The sequence below is a fragment of the Streptomyces ambofaciens ATCC 23877 genome, assembly GCF_001267885.1.
Classification (GTDB): Bacteria; Actinomycetota; Actinomycetes; order Streptomycetales; family Streptomycetaceae; genus Streptomyces; species Streptomyces ambofaciens.
Genome location: NZ_CP012382.1, coordinates 8,041,677 through 8,059,093 on the forward strand (window position 1 = coordinate 8,041,677; position 17,417 = coordinate 8,059,093).

Consider the following 17,417-nt stretch of genomic DNA (forward strand, 5'->3'; position numbering starts at 1 on the left):
CTCTCCCGTACAGCCGCGTAAATGGTCTTGACCGGCTCCGGGCGCCGTACCCCTCGCAGGACGACGCCGCCGCGGCGGTCGATCACTCCGAGGCGGGGGATGAGCGCGACTCCGAGGCCGGCCGCGACGACCGTGGACCGGGTCAGACGAACCGTCCGGTCAGGAGGGGGCGGAGACGTGATCGTACGCGTGGTCCGCTGTCCGGCCGGGCCGGAACCGGCGGCGGACGAGCGCGACCAGGGAAGGGCCTCCGCGGAAGCACCACAGGGCGATGACCGGATCACAGATGGCACAGGCCAGAGATGCGTCGTGGTGGAACGGCAGGATCGGATTGCCCTTGAGGTGATGGGCCATGTCCCAGGCCGTGTGGAGCAGCCAGCCGACGCCGATGAAGGCCCAGGAGTCCAGGCCGCGGTAGGCGACGTAGGCCGTGAGTGCGACGAATGGGAGCTCCCACGGTCCGAAACCGCCCCCGCTCAGATAGGCGGCGCCGGCTCCGCCCACCATGATCGCGTTGAAGCGGCGTCGGTGCGGTTCTTTGATCAGGGACATCAGCAGGCAGTAGATGATGCCGACGATCACTGGTGACACAAGGTTCATGAGGGGATGACTTCTTCTTCCTGGGGCGGGCCGAATCGCCGCGGGCGAGCTGTCGCAGCGCGAGCACCGACGTCTCGGCCAGAGCGCGGTCCCGGGTGGGCAGGATCAGGAGTGTCAGTACGCCGATGAGCGACTGCTCTGCGGAGGGCCGGGCGCTCAGAGGGGGGTGGGCGTCGGACCCTGTGCGCGCCAGACGGTGCCGCGCCGCTCGTGGGAGATGAGTTCTTCGACGGCGTGCGCGACGCGGGGGCCCACCTCGCGCTCCAGTAGGTACAGACCCAGATCGAGACCGGAGGTCACGCCGGCGCCGGTGATCAGGTCGCCGTCGTCCACGATGCGGGCGCGGATCGCGTGGGCGCCGGTGGTCTCCAGCATGTCGAGGCCCATGTGGTGGGTGGTGACGTGACGTCCCCGCAGCAGGCCGGCCATGGCCAGGACGAGCGAGCCGCCGCAGACGGTGGCGACGGTGATGTCCGGGTCGTCCATTGCCTGCCCGAGGAGCGCAGGGAGCTCGGTGGTCAGCGTGCGGCCCAGCAGCACCGGGATGAACTCGTCCTGCTTCCGCTCGCCGGCGCCCACCTCTTCTTCCCGGGCCTCGCCGGGTTCGCCCAGGCGGCCGGAGGCGCCGGGTACCACAAGCATGTCGGCGCGCTCCAGGTCGAGGGCGCCGACGGCGCGCAGCGTCAGTCCTCCGATGCCGCTGACGACCTCACGAGGGCCCTCCGCGGTGACCAGCTCGACGGTCACCGCGCCGTCCGTCGCCGAGCCGCCGGCGTGCAGGACCTCGAAGGGGGCGATGGCATCGAGCGGGTCGAAGCCATCGAACAGGACGACCTGGGTGTGCATGGGTGTGGGGTTCCTTCGGTCTCGGCGTCGATTTCCATCGGACGCTCCGAAGTCAACCGGCTTCCTGGGTACTCGCCCAGTGGCACTGGTGACAGGTTTCAACGGGATAGTGCCAACGCTTGCTGAGAGCGTGTGAACTGCGATGACGTGGGCCTGCGGGAAGGGCGGCCCAGGTCCGTCGAGCTGGTGGGGAGGTAAGTTCTGGCCATGCATACGGTTGCCGTGCTCGCGTTGGATCAGGTGATCCCGTTCGACCTGTCCACTCCGATCGAGGTCTTCTCCCGGACCCGCCTGCCCGACGGGCGGTCCGGCTACCAGGTACGGGTGTGCGCCGAGCGCGACGAGGTCGACGCCGGAGCCTTCACCCTGCGGGCCCCCTGGGGTCTTGAGGGCCTTCAGGGTGCGGACACGATCATCGTGCCGGGCGTCGCCGATCTTGGTGCCTCACTCCCTCCCGCCGTGCACGATGCGCTGCGGTCGGCCGCTGCCGACGGCACCCGGATCGCCTCCATCTGCGTGGGCGCCTTCCCCCTGGCTGACACCGGGCTCCTCGACGGACTGCGCGTCACGACCCACTGGCGCGCGGCCGGTCTGCTGGCTGCCGCCCACCCGGACCTCGACGTCGACCCGGGCGTCCTCTACGTCGACAACGGCCAGTTGCTCACCTCGGCCGGCGCCGCGGCGGGCATGGACCTGTGTCTGCACCTGATCCGCCGTGACTACGGCTCGGCCGTCGCCGCCGACGCCGCCCGCCTGTCCGTGATGCCTCTCGAACGAGAGGGCGGACAGGCGCAGTTCATCGTCCACGACCACGCACCCACACCGCGGGGCTCCGAGCTTGAGACGCTGCTCACCTGGCTACAGGAAAACCTGGCCCGCGACTTCACCCTCGCCGACATCGCCGAGCGGGCCGGAACCAGCACCCGCACCCTGATCCGCCGCTTCCGCGACCAGACCGGCACCACGCCGCTCCAGTGGCTCCACCGGGCCCGTATCCGCCAGGCACAGCACTTGCTGGAAACCACGGAGCACTCCGTGGAGCGCATCGGCAGCCAGGTCGGATTCGGCTCACCCACCACCTTCCGTGACCGCTTCAAACGCACCACCGGCGTCAGCCCGCAGACCTACCGGCGCACGTTCAGTTGAACAGCGATGAGATGGGCTCTTCAGGGGCCTACTGAATTCCGGTGGGCGCATGGTCACCGTCGCCTTCGGCCCGAATCGGCCCGTGACGTAGGGCCATTCGTTTGGATCAGCGGGCAGACCACAGAAAGATGCCTGCGATGTGAAGTCCGGCCAGGTAGATGGTCGCGGTCTTCTCGTAGCGGGTGGCGATGCCTCGCCACTGTTTCAAGCGGTTGATGCAGCGTTCGACGGTGTTGCGCTGCTTGTACGCCTCGCGGTCGAAGGCGGGTGGCCTGCCGCCCCGGCTGCCGCGCCGCAGCCGGTGGCCGCGCTGATCGGCCGGCACGGGGATGACCGCCCGGATACCGCGCTTGCGCAGGTGTTCACGGATCGCGCGGGAGGAGTACGCCTTATCGGCCAGGACCACGTCCGGCCTGGTGCGGGGCCGTCCGCGCCGTCGAGGAACGCGAAGGCGAGTCATGACGTGAGCGAAGGCGGGTGCGTCACCGGCCTGTCCGGCGGTGAGCACGAAGGCCAGTGGCCGGCATTGGGCATCGGAGGCCAGGTGAATCTTTGTGGTCAGTCCGCCGCGGGACCGGCCGATGGCGTGGTTTGCTGGTTCGCCTGCTGGGGCCCCTTTTTGCGGGCCCCGGCCGCGTGTTGGTGTGCGCGCACGATGGTGGAGTCCACCGAGACAGCCCAGTTGAGGTCGTCATCGGCATCGGCCTGTGCGACCAGCGCGGTGAACACCCGTTCCCAGGTGCCGTCGATGGCCCACATCCGCAGCCGGTTGTAGACGCCTCGCCAGTTGCCGTACTTCTCGGGGAGGTGGATCCACTGCGATCCCGTCTGGAACTTCCAGGCGATCGCGTCGATCACCTGGCGGTGATCCCGCCACCGGCCACCACGCCGCGGTGTCCGGTCCGGGAGCAAGGGTTCGATCCGCGCCCACTGCGCGTCAGTCAACGGCACACCCGGACCAACGATCAGATGATCGGAGAGTGGCGGACTAATCGCCCGAGAAGGCAATGCGCAGGTCTCTGTCCGCGCGGCAGCGCAGACCCCAGGCCAGTAGCGTCGAGACGGCTTGGCTCTCGGCGCCTCTCAGCCGAGCAAGATCCGAACCTTCCAGCTCCCGCACCAAGCGGTCCACTGCCTCACCGCGCAGCACGGTGTCCCCATAAGGATCGACGTCAGCCAGGGTGGGCAGCCGGTGTCGGCCCAACGTTTCCAGGGCCGCCCACAGCTCGTCATCGACGACTATCCGCTCAAGTGCCCCCGCTGCAGGACGCGGTCCTGACTTCCGTCCGGTCCGAGCGGTTGAGACCCCGCGCCGCAGCTCGATGACGAGCGTCATCACACCCCCTCGCTTGCTCCACGGACCATCGATCTTATCGACCAACAGCTCACTTTCATGATCCGAAAGAAACGCCCTAGCTGGGCTACCTCGTGGCCGGCACGGTCCACGGACAGGGGCGGGTGCGCTTCTTCAGCGGCAACCCCACAGGGGCCGGCTTCGACGACCTCGCCCGCCATGGGGCCGAGGGCAAGCTGAACCCCGCGGTGGACACGGCCTTCCCCATGGGTTGCTGCGCCTACGTGCTCAGCCTGTCGATCAGGCGGGCGAGTTCTTCGGGGGCTTCCAGGTGGACGAGGTGGCCCTGGGCCGAAAGTTCGTGGACGGTGGCAGCGGGGACACGGTGACAGACGTCGTCGAAGGCCGTCCCGTACGGAGCGGTGCTCCGGTTCGCGCCGCCGACGATCAGATCGACGTGGTCCGCCTTGCGGGCCAGGGCGTCGGGCAGCGGTTCGTTCACGGCCAGCGTCTCGTCGTACAGTGGCTCGCTCAGGCGACAAAGGGCCTCCCACACCTGGCGGTCCGCCCGTAGGGCCTTCACCCGCGCCGGGTCCAGGCCGGTGATCTTCCGGTTGACGATGTCGACGGTCGCGTCCCAGTCTTCGTTCTCCCGCGCGGCCTTGAGATCGGGCAGGGCGTGACGGCCGAAGGGACGCATCACGGGCTCGTAGGCGATCAGTCTGCCCAGGGGGCGCTCGTTGGCGGCGAGCAGCGCGATCAGCCCTCCGTAGCTCCAGCCGAAGACCGCCGATGTTCCGGGGAAGGCGTCGAGGAGGGCGTCCAGGTCCTCGACCTCGGTGCGCAGAGAGTAGGTGTCGGTCAGGGGCCCTGAGGGGGTGCGTCCCCGGCGGTTGACGACCATGACGGACGGCCACGTGCTGATGGCCGAGGCGACGTGGCGCCACGCGCGTGCGTCGCTCATCACGCCCGGGAGGAGGACGAGGCCCGGGGCGCCGGGATCGCCGTGCACGTCGACCGTGACCCAGCTGCCGCCACCGACCGACACTCTTTTCTGAATCGTTTGCTCCATAAACTGATTATGGAGCAAACGCTCTACAATGCAAGGGTGGAACAACGACAGCGAGGACGCCCCAGGGCCTTCAACCGGGATCACGTGATCCTCGAGTCCGCCCGCCTGTTCTGGCGCAGCGGCTATTCAGGCACCTCGACGCGCGACCTGACCGCTGCCCTGGGGCTGTCGACATCGAGCCTCTACGCCGCGTTCGGCAGCAAGGCCGGGCTGTTCGAGGAGGCCGTGCGGACCTACGCAGAGCGTTACCGGGAGATCTACGCGCGGGCCGTTGCGGAAGGGGACGTCCACGCCGTCGTCGAGCGCGTCCTCGTCGAGTCGGTCGACGAGTTCAGTCGGCCGAGCAACACCCACCCGGGCTGCCTTCTCAGCAGCGCCGTGATGACGGACAGCACGAACACGCTCGACGCGAGCGCCTACTTCGCCGAACTCCAGAACGCGAACGAACGGACCCTGCGGGAGCGCATCGACCGAGCGATCCGGGACGGCGACCTGGCCGCGGACACCGACGCGGCGTCCCTCACCGGACTCGTCCAGTCCATCTGGCATGGACTGTCGCTCCGCGCCCGGCTCGGCGCCCCCCGCGAGGAGCTGCTCGCGACGGTACGGCTCACCCAGGACCTGATCCGCAAGCTCGCCCCGTGAGGGCCCGGCGGCGGGCGCGGGACGGCGCTCCGTGTTGCCGCCCGTGGCCGGTCGGATGGCCCAGGACGCGGGCGCACCAGCTGCGCGACCTCGCTGCTGAAGGACTCGGCAAGGTCCCCTTTCGCGGCCACCTATGCGGGCCTGGAAGTGGCACCCGTCCTCACCGAGTCCTCCCAGAGTACGCAGTGTTGCTGAAGGACGAAGCCGTTGCTCCGCGGACGCTGAGTGATTGTCGAGAGGACCTTTTCCGGCGGGCGCATCTGGATTGGCGGAAGACGAACCAATGGTGTGATGGCGAGCGGCACGTACACCGCACCACCCTTGCTGAAGTCGTCCTGCTCGCCAGCATCATCTGTCTCGGGGGGAGCCTGTCATTCAGCGCGGTTGAACTCGGCGTCTGCGATGAGCTGGGCGGACTTGCGGCCGGTGGCTCGATCGACACCAACTGGCCATCTCGCCACGCACGATGAGTGGGGGATATCGAATTCGAGACTCACGCTGCTGGCGCGCGGCCTGTCCCCCTGCCCACCAGCCGCGACCCCCCTAAGCGCTCGCTTGCGCGTAGCGGGCCGCAAGTGAGGGCTGGTTGCCGCCTGTGACGAACGCGGCCTCTGCGGCGAGCAGGATATCCAGGGCCGAGTCCTGGTCCTCCAGACCGGGTGCGCAGATGGTTTCGCCGAGGCGTAGGCCGGTCAGGCTGGCTGACGCGACGTCCTCGGGCGACATCGCCCAAGGGATGTCGTGGCCGGCGCCGCCGTTCCATTCCGTCGCTACGACGCCGGGGCACACGACCTGGACCCGGAGCGGGGTGTCGGCGATCTCGGCCGCGAGCGTGCGGGTGAAGCTCAGGGTGGCGGCCTTCGCGGCGACGTACAGGGTGCGCCGAGGCGCTCGCGGGTCCGTGACGCCCGCGCTGAAGGCGAGCAGCGAGGCGACGGTGATGATCGAGCCCGTGCCTGCCGCGAGCATTCCGGGAAGCGCAGCGCGGACCAGCTGAATGGGGGCCACGGCGTTGAGGGTGAGCAGACGGTTGATGTCGGCCGGCTCGACATCGGTCAGCGGCGCATAGCCGCCGGCACCGGCGTTGTTGATCAGCATGCCTACGTCACCGGCAGCCAGGCGGCCGGTGACGTGGTTGATGCCGTCGTGGGTCATGAGGTCGGCGGGCAGCACCTCGACGGCTGCCCCACCGGCGCGGAGTTCCTCGGCGAGGTCGGCGAGCCGGTCGGCGCGCCGCGCCACCAGGACGAGGTCGTGGTCGTCCGCGAGTAGCCGGGCGTAAGCAGCGCCGATGCCGGAGGAGGCGCCAGTGATCAGAGCAAGGGTGCGAGTCATGGAACCATTTCACTCAACCATTAGGCAGCTGTCAAACGCTTGATAGTAGTGAAGTGTCATATCCTCAGCTTGTGACAGGAAACGATGAGGACCCCGTCGGGGCCGGTGCTCTTGACCGGGTCACCTGGGCGTTGCGCCGCGCGGAACTGGCTGTGCAGACACTCAAGGAGCGGCGGTTGCGCCCGCTGGGGCTGGCGGCCTCGCACTACACGCTCCTGATCTCGGTGCACTCCGAGCCGGGACTTACCGGCGCCGAGCTGGCCCGCCGACTCAACGTCACCCCTCAAGCCGTGGCCTCACTCGTGGCGCGGCTGGAGAGCCGTGGGCAGGTGGAACGACGCGAGCACCCGCGCCACCGGCACGTGCAGGAGCTGCACCTCACCGAGGCCGGGCGAGAGACGTTGCGCGCGGCCGACAAAGCGATCGCCGACATCGAGCTGCGGATCATCGAGGGTCTCGGCCTGAAGGAGTCAGCCCAGCTGCGGGGGCTGCTCGACCAGGTGGCCGACGTGGCCCGGGAAGCATGAGACGGTGACCGGACCGCGATCCCGCGGGCAGAGCCCGGCCGCTCCCAGACGTCGTCCTGCTGTCGGTGAGGTCAGTCTGGACTTCGATGCCATGGAAGTGCCCGCACGGCCCGGCCTGCCTGACCGCGTACGGCGCCGCCCCACACCCCGTCCACGACGCCCTGTAGCTGCTGGCCGCCTGAGCCGCTACGGAAGACGACGGGGCCACCGCAGACCCGGACCGCACCAGCAGCCACTGCACCGTGGTTCCGGCCGCCGGATCCCGACCACCGACAGCACAGGAGGCACCATCATGCACACGCGTACCCTCGGTCAGGGCCTCGAGGTCTCGGCGATCGGCCTGGGCTGCATGGGCATGTCCCAGAGCTACGGCCCCAACCCCGGCAACCGGCAGGACATGATCGCCGTGCTGCGCGGCGCCGTCGACCGCGGTATCACGTTCTTCGACACCGCCGAGGTCTACGGCCCCTACGTCAACGAAGAACTGGTGGGCGAGGCGCTCGCCCCGGCGCGTGACCAGGTCGTCATCGCCACCAAGTTCGGCTGGCGCATCGAAGACGGCAAGTCCGTCGGGCTCGACAGCCGACCGGAGCAGATCAGGCGGGTCGCCGACGCCTCACTGCGCCGCCTGCGCACGGACACGATCGACCTCTTCTACCAGCACCGGGTCGACCCCGACGTGCCGATCGATGACGTCGCGGGCACGGTCGGCGAGCTGGTGCAGGCAGGCAAGGTACGGCACTTCGGCCTGTCCGAGGCGGGTGCCGCGACGATCCGGAGGGCGCACGCCGTCCACCCTGTGACCGCGGTGCAGAGCGAGTACTCCCTGTGGACCCGCGACCCCGAGCCCGAAGTCCTGCCCACGCTCGCCGAACTCGGCATCGGGTTCGTCCCCTTCAGCCCGCTCGGCAAGGGCTTCCTCACCGGCACCGTCGACACCACGACCGCGTTCACCGACGGTGACATCCGCACGACCATCCCGCGGTTCGACCAGGCCAACCTCGCCGCCAACCAGGCACTGATCGACCACGTCGCCGGCCTGGCCCAAGCGAAGAACGCCACCCCCGGGCAGGTGGCCCTGGCCTGGCTGCTGGCTCAGCACCCGTCGATTGCGCCGATCCCCGGCACCCGGCGTATCGCACGGGTGGAGGAGAACGCCGCCGCCACCCAGCTCGCGCTGTCCGCCGACGAGCGGATGGACCTGGACGCGTTGGCAGCCCGCATCGGCGTTCGCGGCGACCGCTACAACGAGATGCACATGAACCTGGTCGACAAGTAGACCAGCCACGTCCCAGCAGTGCAGCCTTCATCCGGGCTGGAAAAGTGAGTCGCGTGATGTTCGCTACTGGTGGTCGAAAGCCGCGACCGGTCGGTTCGGGAAGCAGGCGTCTTCTCTGGTCCGCACGCTGATCCAACCTCAACCTCGTAGCAGGGCCTCGACCTCTGGGGGCAGGCTGCCACCGGGTTGGGCGGCAAGAAGCATGATCTCGTCCGGGGTGTACCGCATCGCAATGGCGATACGTGGATCCAAGCCGTCGACGGCATAGGCCGTGACCGGTTCGGGCCCCGCGTCATCGTCGTCGTGGCCCGGCGTGTCATCGCAGGGCGGGAACTCGGCGGGGCCGAGTGCTTCGCCAACGGCGAAGTCGACGTTGGCCACCTGCGTATAGGTGCGGCCCCCGTACAGAGCAGCGATCGCGCATGACTCTTCGGCTTCCCCGCCACCGCCCTGTGCCGTGCAGGCGGTCGTCAGCGCGGTGACGACCACGGCCGCGTACCACGGCAGCCGCCGCGACGGCGTCGACATGGCGGCGTTGGGTCGGCTTGACGTGCTGATTCGCATCAGTGGGCTCCTTCTGGAGCGTGCTCGCTCCGTCTTACCAGGTGCCGCATGTTCTATGGGGAGTTCGGGCCCCGGGGGCGGCTCACGATCACTTCATGACCATGACGGAACTCGAGGCGAACTGGTTCGTTCCGCTTTCGGTGACTCGCCCCGCTCGCAGAACCCCACACGAGATTCTGGACGCCCTGCCCGTCTGCCCAGCCGCCCATGTCTGGGGCAACGCCCAACCACGCGATGCGGCGCCTGCTGGTGAACGTCGGTTGGAGCCCGGTCGGCTTGCTTCACGGCATGGACGAGGGTGACCTCGACGTCTTCTCCCTGCGCCCGGCGTCCGCCTGCGGGGCACAGCCGAGGCCGCGTGCCGGTCGACAAGTCGCAGATAGGCAGGGGTGATTACCGCAAGGTCTTGAGCACGGCCGCAGTGAGCCGCTGCGCGGTGGGCCGGGGCTCCGCGCCGGGGAGGAGGAGGTGGCTGATCGTCATGCGGACGGTGATGTCCGCCGCCATGTTGATGAGCTCCTCGTCCCGTCCGGGGAAGCGTTCAGTGAGCCACGCGCGCAGGAGGCTCTGTGCAGTGACGCGCCGACGGACACAACAACCGCTGGTGGCTCGACCCCGTTCACGGCCGTGGATTTCCGGCCGACATGCAGGAGGTGTACGGCGTCGCCCTACCGGAGCGCCCCGGTGACACCGAGACCATCGCCGCCCCGCTCGACCACCTCGGCCTCAACTACTACTTCCGGCAGATCATCCAGGACGCCCCCGACCTTCCCGCGCCCTCGTATCGGGTGGTCCCTGTACCCGACGCCCCGAAGCGCTTCGGGCTCATCCACGTCGACTTCAAGACGCAACAACGCATGATCAAGGCCAGCGGTCACCGCTACGCACAGCTGATTGCCGACCACCGCACGGCGACGGCTTTCCCCGCCTGACTCCCATGGATCTCGGGACGTCGCGTCAGCCGACGTGGACCCGGGGGCGTCGGGAGCGGTCGGGTTCCGCCTCGCGCAGTACCTCGCGGGTGACCGGGGCGACCTCGCCCTGGCCGAAGAGGAAGAAGCGGAGGAAGTTGGTGAAGGGGTTGCCCTCGGTCCACTCGAAGTAGATGTGCGGGATCTGGCCGGTGAGGTCGCGGGCGTGGAGGAGGAAGGCGGCCAGGGCGTTGGAGACGGACGAGCTCTCCAGCGTCAGCACGCGGTAGCGGCCGTGCATCACCTCACCCCGGACGGTCAGACCCGATTCGAACTCCGAGGGATCGGTGACGGTCACCTCGACGAAGACGAAGTCCTCCTGGGACGGGACCTCGTGGTCGGCACGGATCTGTTCGATCTTGTCGCGGTACTCCGTCACGTCCCGGTTGTCGGGCTCGTTGGCGATGAAGCGGATCTTGCGGCTTGCGATGTCCCGGACGAATCGTTCCGCGGTGGCGTCGAACTCCACATCGGTGACGCGGAGCTCGAAGGAGCGGGCGAGGCGGGAGAAGAAGGAGATCAGAACGATGCCGGCGATGAAGCAGGCGCCGATCTTGACGCCGTCCGGACGCTCGATGATGTTGAGGACGGTGGTGTAGAGGAAGACCGCGGAGATGACCGCGAAGGCGATGGTCCAGCCTCGCTGGCCCGCCCTGCGGGCGGCGATGGTCACCGCGATGGCGGCCGAGCTGATGAGGACCAGGACGCCGGTCGCGTAGGCGCCGCCCTGGGCGTCCACGTCGGCGTCGAAGATCCAGGTGACGAGGAAGCCGACGAGCGTGAAGACGATGACCATGGGCCGGACGGCGCGGGCCCAGTGCGGTGCCATGCCGTAACGGGGCAGGTAGCGGGGCATGAGGTTGAGCAGCCCCGCCATGGCCGAGGCGCCGGCGAACCACAGGATGGCGATGGTCGAGACGTCGTAGACCGTGCCGAAGACGTTCCCCAGATATGCGTGTGCCAGGTAGGCCAGCGCACGGCCGTTGGCCTCGCCACCCGGCTCGAACGCCCGCTCGGGGATCAGAAGTGTCGTGATGAAGCTGGTGGTGATCAGGAAGGCGCTCATGATCAGAGCGGCGGTGGTGAGCAGCTTCTTCGTGTCCCGGATCCGGCCTGCGGGCTTCTCCTCCGTGTCCGAGGGGCCGCCCCGGACGTGCGGCATCACAGCCACGCCGGTTTCGAAGCCCGACAGGCCGAGCGCGAGCTTCGGGAAGACGATCAGGGCCACGCCGATCATGACGAAGACGTTGCCGTGTTCGGCGGTCAGGGCGCCGGACCAGTCGGTGACGACGTGCCCCTCGGTGGCGACGTGCCACAGGCCCGTTGCGACCACGACCACGTTGAGCGCGAGGTAGATCCCCACCAGAACCACCGCGACCCCGATCGCCTCCAGGAAGCCCTTGAGGAAGACCGCGCCCAGAAGGGCGATCAGGATCAGGGTGATGACCAGTTGCTTGTCGTGCAGGGCGTCGGCCACATGGGGGTTCTCCACCAGGTGGGTGGAGGCGTCCGCCGCTGACAGGGTGATGGTGATGAGGAAGTCGGTGGCCGCGAAGCCCAGCAGGGTGAGGACGAACAGCTTGCCCTTCCAGAACGTCAGAAGCCGTTCCAGCATCGCGATGGAGCCCTGTCCGTGAGGGCTCTCCTCGGCAACCCGCCGGTAGACGGGCAGGGCGCCGGCCAGGGTGACGATCACCAGGACGATGGTGGCCACGGGGGAGAGCAGGCCCGCTGCGAGGGCGGCGATGCCGGGCTGGTAGCCGAGGGTGGAGAAGTAGTCGACGCCGGTGAGGCACATCACCCGGTACCAGGGCTGACCCTTGTGCGGCGGCTCCGGCTGGGCGTGCGGGCCCTGGAGGCCGCCGCCCTTGCCCATGTCGGACATGCCCTCCAGCATCCAAGCCCGCAGGCGGTGGGGCGGCGGGTGCTCGGTGGTGCCCATGGACGTGCTCTCCTACGTGCGGCTGGGTGTGGTGCTCCGGCCATCACGCGGACGGCTCGAACAGCGTAAGCAGAGAGTGACCCATGGGCCCGTGCTCAGGGCGGCTGGAGGCGTCAGGTTTGCGTTAAGACGAGCATGTCGGACGGCTGCGGTCCGGCAGCGGCGAGCTGGGGCTGTGGTGGTGACGGACTGCGCCGTTCGAGGGCGGTGCGCGGAGAGCACCGGCGGCATCCCGACGCCGGCCGGTGAGGGGCACCCGGCAGTCGGGCGTCACCCCAGGTCCGACACCTTGAACACGGCCTGAGCGCTCTCACGGTCGATGCCCTCCGTCATGCGGCTGGTCCCATTTCGGTCGGCGGCCGCGGGTCGGTGTCGACCACGCTGCGCGGATTCCTGCGGCGTCCCATGCGGCTGATGCCAGGCACGGCAGTGGGGCTCCGGCGCTTCCATGACGCCTCCCTGACGTACTCCCTGCTCCTTCCTGACGCCGGGCGGGACGTCCGGGGCGACGTGCCGGCCTGGACGTCGAGGTCGACGCCGTCCAGGTCCCGGACTCGCCGTCGGGGGCAGCACGGTGGTGCGCGGCACAGGCGTGTCAGGGCGGCGTCAAAGCCGGCCGGCCCGGCGCGAAGAACGCGCAAGGGAGGGGCCGCAGCGGTCTGTATCGGACTGATCCTGGGCGCTCCCGCGCATCGCTTCCCCGCTCGCGCGGGCGTCGATCCGTGAAGGAGGACCAGCCCATGCCCGTCCCGACCGCCGAGCAGGGTACGAAGCCCGCCGTCGAGGAACCACCGGATACCGGTGATCGGCACCGGCTGACAACCGTCACAGGGCTGGCGGCCCTGTCGTTGGACGCGATGGCGTCGGTGGCGTACGGCCCCGAGGCGATCATCCCCGAGGTCGAGCCGGAGCGGTGGTGGCAGCGGCTGCTGCAGAACCAGCGGGGCGTCGTCGTCGCCCACGCCGTGCGGCGCGAGACCGGCGCCGTGATCTGCCGGCTGCGGTTCCGTCCGGCCTGAGAGCGACCGTGCCCGCCCGGCGGCCATGGCAAACGCGGTCGTAAGGGAAGTGTCAAGGGTGGCCGGGCCGCCGTAAGGAGGTCGTCAACGGTGGCCGAATCCGGCCCCGGAGGGGCTTTCCTCTTCTCGTCAGTATCTCGTTCGCACCTCACTAGGAGCTCGCGATGGCCGATGTGGCCTTCGTCGTCACCATGATCGCGGTGTTCGCGCTCGTGGCTCTCGTCGCCAAGGGGGTGACGAAGCTGTGACCGTCGAGAACATCGTCGGCCTGATCGTGGCCGTCTCCCTGCTCGGTTACCTCGCCCTCGCCCTGATCTACCCGGAGAGGTTCTGAGCACCAGATGAGCCCCGTCCTCGCCGGCGTGCTCCAGCTGCTCGCGCTCATAGCGGCGCTGGCGCTCGCCTACGTCCCCCTCGGCAACTACATGGCCAGGGCCTACTCCTCCGACACGCACTGGCGCGTGGAGAAGTGGATCTACAAGGGCATCGGTGCCGACCCGGACACAGAGATGCGCTGGCCCGCGTACCTGCGCGGCGTCCTCGCCTTCTCCCTCGCCGGAGTCCTCTTCCTCTACCTGCTCCAGCGGCTCCAGGGCGTGCTGCCCGGCTCGCTGGGGTTCGCCTCCATCGACCCGGACCAGGCGTTCAACACCGCCGCGTCCTTCGTGGCCAACACCAACTGGCAGTCGTACTACGGCGAGCAGGCCATGGGCCACGTCGTGCAGACCGCCGGGCTTGCCGTGCAGAACTTCGTCTCGGCCGCCGTCGGCATCGCCGTGGCCGTCGCCCTCGTCCGCGGCTTCGCTCGGTCCCGCACCGGTGAACTCGGCAACTTCTGGGCGGACCTGGTCCGCGGTGTCGTCCGCGTCCTGGTGCCCATCGCCGTGGTCGGCGCGTTGATCCTGGTGGCCTGCGGGGTCATCCAGAACTTCTCCGGCATCCACGAGGTCGGACAGTTCATGGGCGGCACGCAGCAGTGGAACGGCGGCGCTGTGGCCTCCCAGGAGGTCATCAAGGAGCTGGGCACCAACGGGGGCGGCTACTTCAACGCCAACTCCGCCCACCCCTTCGAGAACCCCACCCCGTTCACCAACCTCTTCGAGATCTTTCTGATCCTGGTCATCCCGGTCGCCCTGACCCGGACCTTCGGTGTCATGGTCGGCTCGGTCCGCCAGGGTCACGCGATCCTCGCGACCATGGGCACCATCTGGGTCGGCTTCGTCGCCCTGATGATGTGGACCGAGTTCGCCCATCACGGCCCGGCGCTGCAGGCGGCCGGGGGCGCGATGGAGGGCAAGGAGCTGCGCTTCGGCATCGGCGGCTCGTCGATCTTCGCGGTGTCGACCACCCTGACTTCCACCGGCGCCGTGGACTCCTTCCACTCCTCCTACACCGGCCTGGGGGGCGGCATCACCATGCTCGGCATGATGCTGGGCGAGATCGCGCCGGGCGGTGTGGGCTCCGGTCTCTACGGCATGCTGGTCATGGCGGTCATCGCGGTGTTCATCGCCGGTCTGATGGTCGGCCGCACCCCCGAGTACCTGGGCAAGAAGATCGGCACCCGCGAGATCAAGTTCGCGGCCCTCTACATCCTCATCACGCCCGCCCTGGTCCTGGTCCTCACCGCCGCCGCCATGGCCCTGCCGACCCCGGGCAACTCGATGACCAACAGCGGGGCGCACGGATTCTCCGAGATCCTCTACGCCTACACGTCGGCCTCGAACAACAACGGCTCCGCCTTCGCCGGCCTGAACGCCGACACGCAGTGGTTCAACAGCACCCTCGGCCTCGCCATGCTCCTCGGCCGCTTCCTGCCGATGGTGTTCGTCCTGGCGCTCGCCGGCTCGCTGGCCGAGCAGAAACCGGTCCCCGCCACCGCGGGCACCCTGCGCACCGAGAAGCCGCTGTTCACCGGCCTGCTGGCGGGCGCCATCCTCATCATCACCGGTCTGACGTACTTCCCGGCACTCGCGCTGGGCCCGCTCGCCGAAGGACTGGCGGCATGACCCCCCGCGCGGGCACCGGTGTCCCGAAGCCCACCGGCACCCAGAAACTCACCGACCCCGGGAAGCACGAGGACGCGATGTCCACAGCCACCCCGACCCGGGCGCCGCACAGCGACGCACCCACCGGGCACCAGCCGGAGGAGGGTCGCGTCGGCGCGGGCCTCTTCGACCCGAGGCAACTCGCCAGGTCGCTGCCCGACGCCTTCCGCAAGCTCGACCCGCGGGTGATGGTCAAGTCGCCCGTCATGTTCGTCGTTCTCGTCGGCTCCGTCCTGACCACCGTCTTCTCCTTCAAGGACCCGGGCGACTGGTTCGGCTGGGCGATCAGCGCCTGGCTCTGGCTGACCGTGCTCTTCGCCAACCTGGCGGAGGCCGTTGCCGAGGGGCGCGGCAAGGCGCAGGCCGACACCCTGCGCAAGGCCAAGACCGACACCGTCGCCCGCCGCGTCGACGGCACCGAGGTTCCCGGCACCGAACTGAGGATCGGCGACCTGGTGGTCTGCGAGGCCGGCGACGTCATCCCCGGCGACGGCGATGTCGTCGAGGGTGTCGCCTCCGTCGACGAGTCGGCGATCACCGGCGAGTCGGCGCCCGTCATCCGGGAGTCCGGCGGCGACCGCAGCGCCGTCACCGGCGGGACGAAGGTGCTCTCCGACCGCATCGTCGTCCGGATCACCACCAAGCCGGGCGAGACCTTCATCGACCGGATGATCAACCTCGTCGAAGGGGCGGCCCGGCAGAAGACGCCAAACGAGATCGCGCTGAACATCCTGCTGGCCTCGCTGACCGTCGTCTTCCTGCTGGCCTGCGCCACCCTCCCGCCCTTCGCCGACTACGCCGGCACTCACCTGACGATGGTCGTCCTGGTGGCCCTGCTGGTCTGCCTCATCCCGACCACGATCGGCGCCCTGCTCTCCGCGATCGGCATCGCCGGCATGGACCGCCTGGTCCAGCGCAACGTGCTGGCCATGTCCGGCCGCGCCGTCGAGGCCGCCGGCGACGTCTCCACGCTGCTGCTGGACAAGACCGGCACCATCACGCTCGGCAACCGGCAGGCGGCCGAGTTCGTGCCGGTGCGCGGCACCACCGAGACGCAGCTGGCGGACGCCGCCCAGCTCTCCTCGTTGGCCGACGAGACCCCCGAGGGCCGCTCCGTCGTCGTCCTCGCCAAGGAGAAGTACGGGCTGCGCGAGCGGCAGCAGGGCGAGCTGGCCGGCGCAGAGTGGATCGAGTTCACGGCCCAGACCCGCATGTCCGGTGTGGACGTGGACGGTCGCAGGGTGCGCAAGGGCGCGGCGGGTTCGGTCACCGGCTGGGTCCGGGAGCGGGGCGGCACGGTCGCCGAGGACGCCGCCGCGACCGCCGACCGCATCTCCGAAGCGGGCGGCACGCCGCTGCTCGTCGCCGTCGAGGACGAGCGCGGTGCCCGGGTCCTGGGCGTCGTCCACCTCAAGGACGTCGTCAAGGAGGGGATGCGGGAGCGGTTCGAGGAACTGCGCCGCATGGGCATCAAGACGGTCATGATCACGGGCGACAACCCCCTGACCGCGAAGGCGATCGCGGACGAGGCGGGCGTCGACGACTTCCTCGCGGAGGCCACGCCCGAGGACAAGATGGCGCTCATCAAGCGGGAGCAGGCCGGCGGCAAGCTGGTCGCGATGACCGGCGACGGCACCAACGACGCGCCCGCGCTCGCGCAGGCCGACGTCGGCGTGGCGATGAACACGGGCACGTCGGCCGCCAAGGAGGCCGGCAACATGGTCGACCTCGACTCCAACCCGACCAAGCTCATCGAGATCGTCGAGATCGGCAAGCAGCTCCTGATCACCCGGGGCGCGCTGACGACGTTCTCCATCGCCAACGACGTCGCCAAGTACTTCGCGATCATTCCGGCGCTCTTCGCGGCGGTCTATCCGGGCCTGGACAAGCTCAACATCATGGGCCTGTCCTCGCCGGACTCCGCGATCCTGTCCGCGGTGATCTTCAACGCCGTGATCATCGTGGTACTGGTGCCGCTGGCCCTGCGCGGGGTGCGGTACCGGCCGATGAGCGCCGACCGGATGCTGCGCCGCAACCTCACCGTCTACGGCCTGGGCGGCCTGATCGCCCCGTTCATCGGCATCAAGATCATCGACCTCATCGTCTCGCTCATCCCCGGAATCGGCTGAAGG

Annotated in this window: 18 protein-coding genes and 2 pseudogenes; 11 read left to right on the top strand and 9 right to left on the bottom strand. The window is 69.1% G+C overall.

Annotated features, from left to right (window positions below):
* Positions 1-159 precede the first annotated feature (159 nt).
* Complete coding sequence (locus SAM23877_RS34915; protein WP_053141851.1) at positions 160-600, bottom strand: DUF6010 family protein; 441 nt, start codon at positions 598-600, stop codon at positions 160-162.
* A gap of 156 nt (positions 601-756) precedes the next feature.
* Positions 757-1,446 (bottom strand): DJ-1/PfpI family protein, encoded by a 690-nt coding sequence (locus SAM23877_RS34920; RefSeq protein ID WP_053141852.1) that lies wholly within the window; start codon positions 1,444-1,446, stop codon positions 757-759.
* A gap of 207 nt (positions 1,447-1,653) precedes the next feature.
* On the opposite strand from SAM23877_RS34920, the gene SAM23877_RS34925 reads away from it, so the two are divergent.
* Positions 1,654-2,592 (top strand): GlxA family transcriptional regulator, encoded by a 939-nt coding sequence (locus SAM23877_RS34925; RefSeq protein ID WP_053141854.1) that lies wholly within the window; start codon positions 1,654-1,656, stop codon positions 2,590-2,592.
* A gap of 106 nt (positions 2,593-2,698) precedes the next feature.
* Here SAM23877_RS34925 and SAM23877_RS38575 read toward each other — a convergent pair.
* Positions 2,699-3,558 (bottom strand): IS5 family transposase gene (locus SAM23877_RS38575; protein ID WP_425314797.1). Its coding sequence is split into 2 segments (ribosomal slippage): positions 2,699-3,187 and positions 3,190-3,558, totalling 858 coding nucleotides; the frame shifts between segments, so codons are not numbered across the junction.
* Between the two features lie 22 nt (positions 3,559-3,580).
* Entirely contained in the window at positions 3,581-3,928 is a 348-nt protein-coding gene (locus SAM23877_RS39840; protein ID WP_159042043.1) for a hypothetical protein, read from the bottom strand.
* An 80-nt stretch (positions 3,929-4,008) separates the two neighbouring features.
* On the opposite strand from SAM23877_RS39840, the pseudogene SAM23877_RS42235 reads away from it, so the two are divergent.
* A pseudogene (locus SAM23877_RS42235) lies at positions 4,009-4,155 on the top strand (NAD(P)-dependent alcohol dehydrogenase); the annotation flags it as partial.
* A gap of 11 nt (positions 4,156-4,166) precedes the next feature.
* On the opposite strand, the gene SAM23877_RS34945 reads toward SAM23877_RS42235, so the two are convergent.
* Positions 4,167-4,958 (bottom strand): alpha/beta fold hydrolase, encoded by a 792-nt coding sequence (locus SAM23877_RS34945; protein WP_053141863.1) that lies wholly within the window; start codon positions 4,956-4,958, stop codon positions 4,167-4,169.
* Positions 4,959-4,994: 36 nt separating this feature from the next.
* On the opposite strand from SAM23877_RS34945, the gene SAM23877_RS34950 reads away from it, so the two are divergent.
* Positions 4,995-5,603 carry a TetR/AcrR family transcriptional regulator gene (locus SAM23877_RS34950; protein WP_053141866.1) on the top strand — a complete coding sequence of 203 codons (609 nt, stop codon included), beginning with the start codon at positions 4,995-4,997 and terminating at the stop codon, positions 5,601-5,603.
* 188 nt (positions 5,604-5,791) lie between these two features.
* The gene (locus SAM23877_RS39845; protein WP_159042044.1) at positions 5,792-6,073 is read left to right on the top strand and encodes a hypothetical protein; all 282 of its coding nucleotides are present in this window, start codon (positions 5,792-5,794) and stop codon (positions 6,071-6,073) included.
* Positions 6,074-6,146: 73 nt separating this feature from the next.
* Here the strand turns inward: SAM23877_RS39845 and SAM23877_RS34955 are convergent, their stop codons facing one another.
* The gene (locus SAM23877_RS34955) at positions 6,147-6,938 is read right to left on the bottom strand and encodes an SDR family NAD(P)-dependent oxidoreductase (RefSeq protein ID WP_053141868.1); all 792 of its coding nucleotides are present in this window, start codon (positions 6,936-6,938) and stop codon (positions 6,147-6,149) included.
* A gap of 71 nt (positions 6,939-7,009) precedes the next feature.
* Between SAM23877_RS34955 and SAM23877_RS34960 the strand changes: the two genes are divergently transcribed.
* Positions 7,010-7,465, top strand: a complete 456-nt coding sequence (locus tag SAM23877_RS34960; RefSeq protein WP_053141870.1) for a MarR family winged helix-turn-helix transcriptional regulator — start codon at positions 7,010-7,012, stop codon at positions 7,463-7,465.
* A gap of 292 nt (positions 7,466-7,757) precedes the next feature.
* On the top strand, positions 7,758-8,744 hold the full coding sequence (locus SAM23877_RS34965) for an aldo/keto reductase (RefSeq protein ID WP_053141872.1): 987 nt from the start codon (positions 7,758-7,760) through the stop codon (positions 8,742-8,744).
* A gap of 138 nt (positions 8,745-8,882) precedes the next feature.
* Here SAM23877_RS34965 and SAM23877_RS34970 read toward each other — a convergent pair whose 3' ends face one another.
* Entirely contained in the window at positions 8,883-9,308 is a 426-nt protein-coding gene (locus SAM23877_RS34970) for a DUF6281 family protein (protein WP_053141874.1), read from the bottom strand.
* Positions 9,309-9,701: 393 nt separating this feature from the next.
* Positions 9,702-9,941: a hypothetical protein gene (locus tag SAM23877_RS41600; protein WP_425314798.1), complete on the bottom strand. Its 240-nt coding sequence runs from the start codon at positions 9,939-9,941 to the stop codon at positions 9,702-9,704.
* Here SAM23877_RS41600 and SAM23877_RS34975 point away from each other — a divergent pair.
* Positions 9,887-10,240 (top strand): annotated as a pseudogene (locus SAM23877_RS34975) (hypothetical protein); the annotation flags it as partial. The gene SAM23877_RS41600 and the pseudogene SAM23877_RS34975 overlap by 55 nt on opposite strands.
* Before the next feature lie 25 nt (positions 10,241-10,265).
* Here the strand turns inward: SAM23877_RS34975 and SAM23877_RS34980 are convergent.
* Positions 10,266-12,221, bottom strand: coding sequence for an APC family permease (locus SAM23877_RS34980; RefSeq protein WP_053141878.1), 1,956 nt, complete (start codon positions 12,219-12,221; stop codon positions 10,266-10,268).
* Between the two features lie 740 nt (positions 12,222-12,961).
* On the opposite strand from SAM23877_RS34980, the gene SAM23877_RS39440 reads away from it, so the two are divergent.
* From SAM23877_RS39440 to kdpB, 4 genes are all read left to right on the top strand, one after another.
* Entirely contained in the window at positions 12,962-13,240 is a 279-nt protein-coding gene (locus SAM23877_RS39440) for a hypothetical protein (RefSeq protein WP_053141881.1), read from the top strand.
* Positions 13,241-13,484: 244 nt separating this feature from the next.
* Entirely contained in the window at positions 13,485-13,574 is a 90-nt protein-coding gene (gene kdpF, locus SAM23877_RS36850; protein ID WP_063484226.1) for a K(+)-transporting ATPase subunit F, read from the top strand.
* A gap of 7 nt (positions 13,575-13,581) precedes the next feature.
* The gene (gene kdpA / locus SAM23877_RS34990; protein ID WP_053141883.1) at positions 13,582-15,246 is read left to right on the top strand and encodes a potassium-transporting ATPase subunit KdpA; all 1,665 of its coding nucleotides are present in this window, start codon (positions 13,582-13,584) and stop codon (positions 15,244-15,246) included.
* A 77-nt stretch (positions 15,247-15,323) separates the two neighbouring features.
* The gene (gene kdpB, locus SAM23877_RS34995; protein ID WP_053143182.1) at positions 15,324-17,414 is read left to right on the top strand and encodes a potassium-transporting ATPase subunit KdpB; all 2,091 of its coding nucleotides are present in this window, start codon (positions 15,324-15,326) and stop codon (positions 17,412-17,414) included.
* Positions 17,415-17,417: the final 3 nt, after the last annotated feature.